Origin of the sequence: Facilibium subflavum (assembly GCF_003574485.1) — a bacterium.
Taxonomy (GTDB): Bacteria; Pseudomonadota; Gammaproteobacteria; order Francisellales; family Francisellaceae; genus Facilibium; species Facilibium subflavum.
The window spans coordinates 1-2,804 of sequence record NZ_QLIT01000262.1; the positions used below are offsets into that span (position 1 = coordinate 1).

General features: G+C 39.1%; 4 protein-coding genes and 1 pseudogene. 1 reads left to right on the top strand and 4 read right to left on the bottom strand.

What is annotated here, in order from left to right:
• A pseudogene (locus DNK84_RS14710) lies at positions 1 to 274 on the top strand (IS4 family transposase); the annotation flags it as partial.
• Here the strand turns inward: DNK84_RS14710 and DNK84_RS12885 are convergent.
• Genes DNK84_RS12885 through DNK84_RS15120 form a run of 4 tightly spaced genes read right to left on the bottom strand, consistent with a single transcriptional unit; the run spans position 271 to position 2,766 of the window.
• A complete protein-coding gene (locus tag DNK84_RS12885) occupies positions 271 to 1,155 on the bottom strand; it encodes an ATP-grasp domain-containing protein (protein ID WP_119344885.1) in 885 nt (294 codons plus the stop codon). The pseudogene DNK84_RS14710 and the gene DNK84_RS12885 overlap by 4 nt on opposite strands.
• Positions 1,156 to 1,177: 22 nt before the next feature.
• Entirely contained in the window at positions 1,178 to 2,200 is a 1,023-nt protein-coding gene (locus tag DNK84_RS12890; RefSeq protein ID WP_162902462.1) for a 50S ribosomal protein L11 methyltransferase, read from the bottom strand.
• Between the two features lie 9 nt (positions 2,201 to 2,209).
• Positions 2,210 to 2,611: a Rieske 2Fe-2S domain-containing protein gene (locus DNK84_RS12895; protein ID WP_119344887.1), complete on the bottom strand. Its 402-nt coding sequence runs from the start codon at positions 2,609 to 2,611 to the stop codon at positions 2,210 to 2,212.
• Positions 2,575 to 2,766 (bottom strand): ISAzo13-like element transposase-related protein, encoded by a 192-nt coding sequence (locus DNK84_RS15120; RefSeq protein ID WP_119344842.1) that lies wholly within the window; start codon positions 2,764 to 2,766, stop codon positions 2,575 to 2,577. The genes DNK84_RS12895 and DNK84_RS15120 overlap by 37 nt, the downstream gene beginning before the upstream one ends.
• Between the last annotated feature and the right edge of the window lie 38 nt (positions 2,767 to 2,804).

Genomic DNA, 2,804 nt, shown 5'->3' on the forward strand with positions numbered 1-2,804 from the left:
CATACGAAGGGTTATGGCTCAAGCTGCATTGGCGCACGATCGTTTGCCTTGTAGTTTAAGTTTTAAGCTTACATTACAAAGTATACGGATATTTTCACAGACTGATTTACTCTGCAAAGACGATCCAGAAATACTCAGACAACTGTTTAAAATCATTGTCCATAAACAGGTCGCCAACAGAACAGGACGCAAAGAGCCTCGGTGCAGAAAACGCAGAACAAAGACATATCCTCCACTAAAAAAAGCTCGAGGTTTATACAAAAATGCGGCTTAACTTAGTGCCATTAGAATTAGCCCCCCTCCTAGCCTGCAATTTACCTCGATTAACTTGGGGCCGTTTTCGGTAAGTTTTAATTCAACATGTGTCATTCCATAGGTGAAATTTACCGCCTGATGCAAATTCACAAGAAACGCTTTTATTTCTTCATTAGCCAGCAATGGGTCTGCAGCATCTACTGTGTGCCCAATTTCTTCGCAATATGGAAAAAAGTCAGTTTCTTTACGTGCAAGATACAACGGATAAACCACGCCATTAACCACTGCTGAATCAATGCTGATCTCCTCCCCTTCAACAAACTCTTCGATGAGCACTCTTTGCTCATCCACAGGAACTCCAGCTTCTCTTGCATCTTGAGCATGCTTAAATGCTGCTTCCAGCTCAGTTTTTCCATGAACCACACTAACCCCAAAACTTGCACCTAAGGATCTTGGTTTTAAAACCACAGGGAATGATAAATTATCCACTGCAGTCAAAGCCTCTGCCATAGTTTCAACTAAAAAAGATTTTGGCTGTGAAATACCACAAGCGTCCATTGCAACTCTTGTTTGCGCTTTATCTCTACACTTTGCAACACTACTTGGCTTACTGTAAAGTAATCCTAATTTCTCAGCCAGAATCGCTGTTGGTAACATCCTAATCTCATCCCAGCAAATGACCCCATCCAATTTAATATCTACATATGCAGATCGCACTTTATTTTCCATTGTTTTCGCACATAGCGTGTTGGTGATTTCATAACGGTGAATAAAAGGTTTTTCCCAAGTTGGTTCCCTATCCAAGAGAAGATAGATACTGGCATGTTGAGAAATCATTTCCAATAAATATTTTCTATACAGGTGATATCCGGAACTAACTAATAAGATATTTTTTTTCATATTTTTTACCTTAATTTTTCGATTATTTCTTACCTATGGCTGCTGTATTTTTTAATACATATGTAAAATCCTGATATTCGATTTCAAACTCAAGTGTTTGCCCTTGTGACACCAGAATTGGTTGCTCAAATGAGATAAAACCTTGCATCCAGTGTGAATTAAGATTCTGTGGGCTATTTTGCAAATATACTCCATTGCTTAGCTCAACTTCAAACCAAAGCATAATACCATGGACTTCACCTGCAACTTGACTGACAAAACTACATTTAGCCTTACACTCTGGCGTTAAGCTGTTTTGAAATTCAAAAGAAAACAGTGTTTCTGTGGTAGAGGCAAACGTATAATCCCAAATATGTGACCTTACAGGAAAGTGGCCTTTTGTAGAGAAGCTATTAAATGCTGATAAGTCCCATTTTCCCACCTTCGTTATATGGTTAAGCTGATGCAAATCCTTACTGTTCACCATAGCGGCAAATACTTTTGCTCTGCCTGGTAAAATGGACGCCTCTGATTTTAAGAGATGCTCTTTTGCATGAAAAATTGACTCCAAAATCCCTTCGCCAACCAAACCACAATCCATAGTTTCTGTAATTAAAACATCTCCCTTTTCAACAGATGGATGCCAACCTTCACTAGATTTACTGTCGATAATAGTAATTTTATTCTGATAACCATTCGTTAATATGATTTGGTGAGCTTTTTGTGCGATTTGCTTATCGCACTCGAATGCGTAAACATGCCTGGCTCCATGATCTATCGCCATCATAGATAAAAGTCCCGTGCCGCACCCAATATCAATTACCACCTTATCTTGAAGATCTATACTGGCAATAGCGGTTTGATAAGCATCATTTCTCTCAGCATCATTTAGCATTGCAAAATGCCATTTAGGGATTTGCACACCTGACTTTGATAATTGAGAATCCTCCCGCCATTCCATTTTATATAACAAGGCTTCGTCCACATTAAGCCAAGAATGGGTGGCTTTTGCACGAGGGTATGGAAAATCAAGCTGTTTTTCCTTTAATTGAGTATCTTGCCTCATTATCATCTCCTAACATTGACTGGTTAATTTATCTAAAATTTTGACATCATGCGCGTAAGTAACCACGAAACTTGTGGTATTAACCGTAACTACCGGCAACTGCCTTTGCTCAATTTTTTCTTTGTGGAAGCAATTACCGTGCAATGGACACTTCAACTTGTTATTTTTTTCCTTACCATAAAAAAGGGGCGCTCCTCTATGAGGACACGTGTAATCTGCAGCCACAGGGTTACCCTCTTTGGTGAAAAAGCGATAATATTTCCCCCCTGTGGTGAAAAAAAGCTCTTTCTTTCCATTAAATACAATTACTGGCATATTTTGTATGATCCTTAATTGAGTATAGGGAAGCGCACAAAATAACTTCCCTTTTTTGATTAGAAAACAGACATCGGTTTGAGCGAATAGTTCCATTTTGGCAGCACCTTACTAAAGTTTAAATTCAGTGCACTTAGACTTTCTTTCGTGTACCTCTTGCCAGTCTTATATGCCTTGTTGATGATCTTGGCTGTAACAGATAGCCCGGTCTTTGTCTTCGCTCTTTCCATCAAACTTTTTACCCTTTGCATCGTCGTGAGCTTTGCGCCATTTATTGAACTCGTACCTT

Coding starts and splice junctions, on each gene's coding strand:
- DNK84_RS15120 (WP_119344842.1), bottom strand. CDS start 2,766: ATGCAAAGGGTAAAAAGTTTGATGGAAAGAGCGAAGACAAAGACCGGG.
- DNK84_RS12895 (WP_119344887.1), bottom strand. CDS start 2,611: ATGGAACTATTCGCTCAAACCGATGTCTGTTTTCTAATCAAAAAAGGG.
- DNK84_RS12890 (WP_162902462.1), bottom strand. CDS start 2,200: ATGAGGCAAGATACTCAATTAAAGGAAAAACAGCTTGATTTTCCATAC.
- DNK84_RS12885 (WP_119344885.1), bottom strand. CDS start 1,155: ATGAAAAAAAATATCTTATTAGTTAGTTCCGGATATCACCTGTATAGA.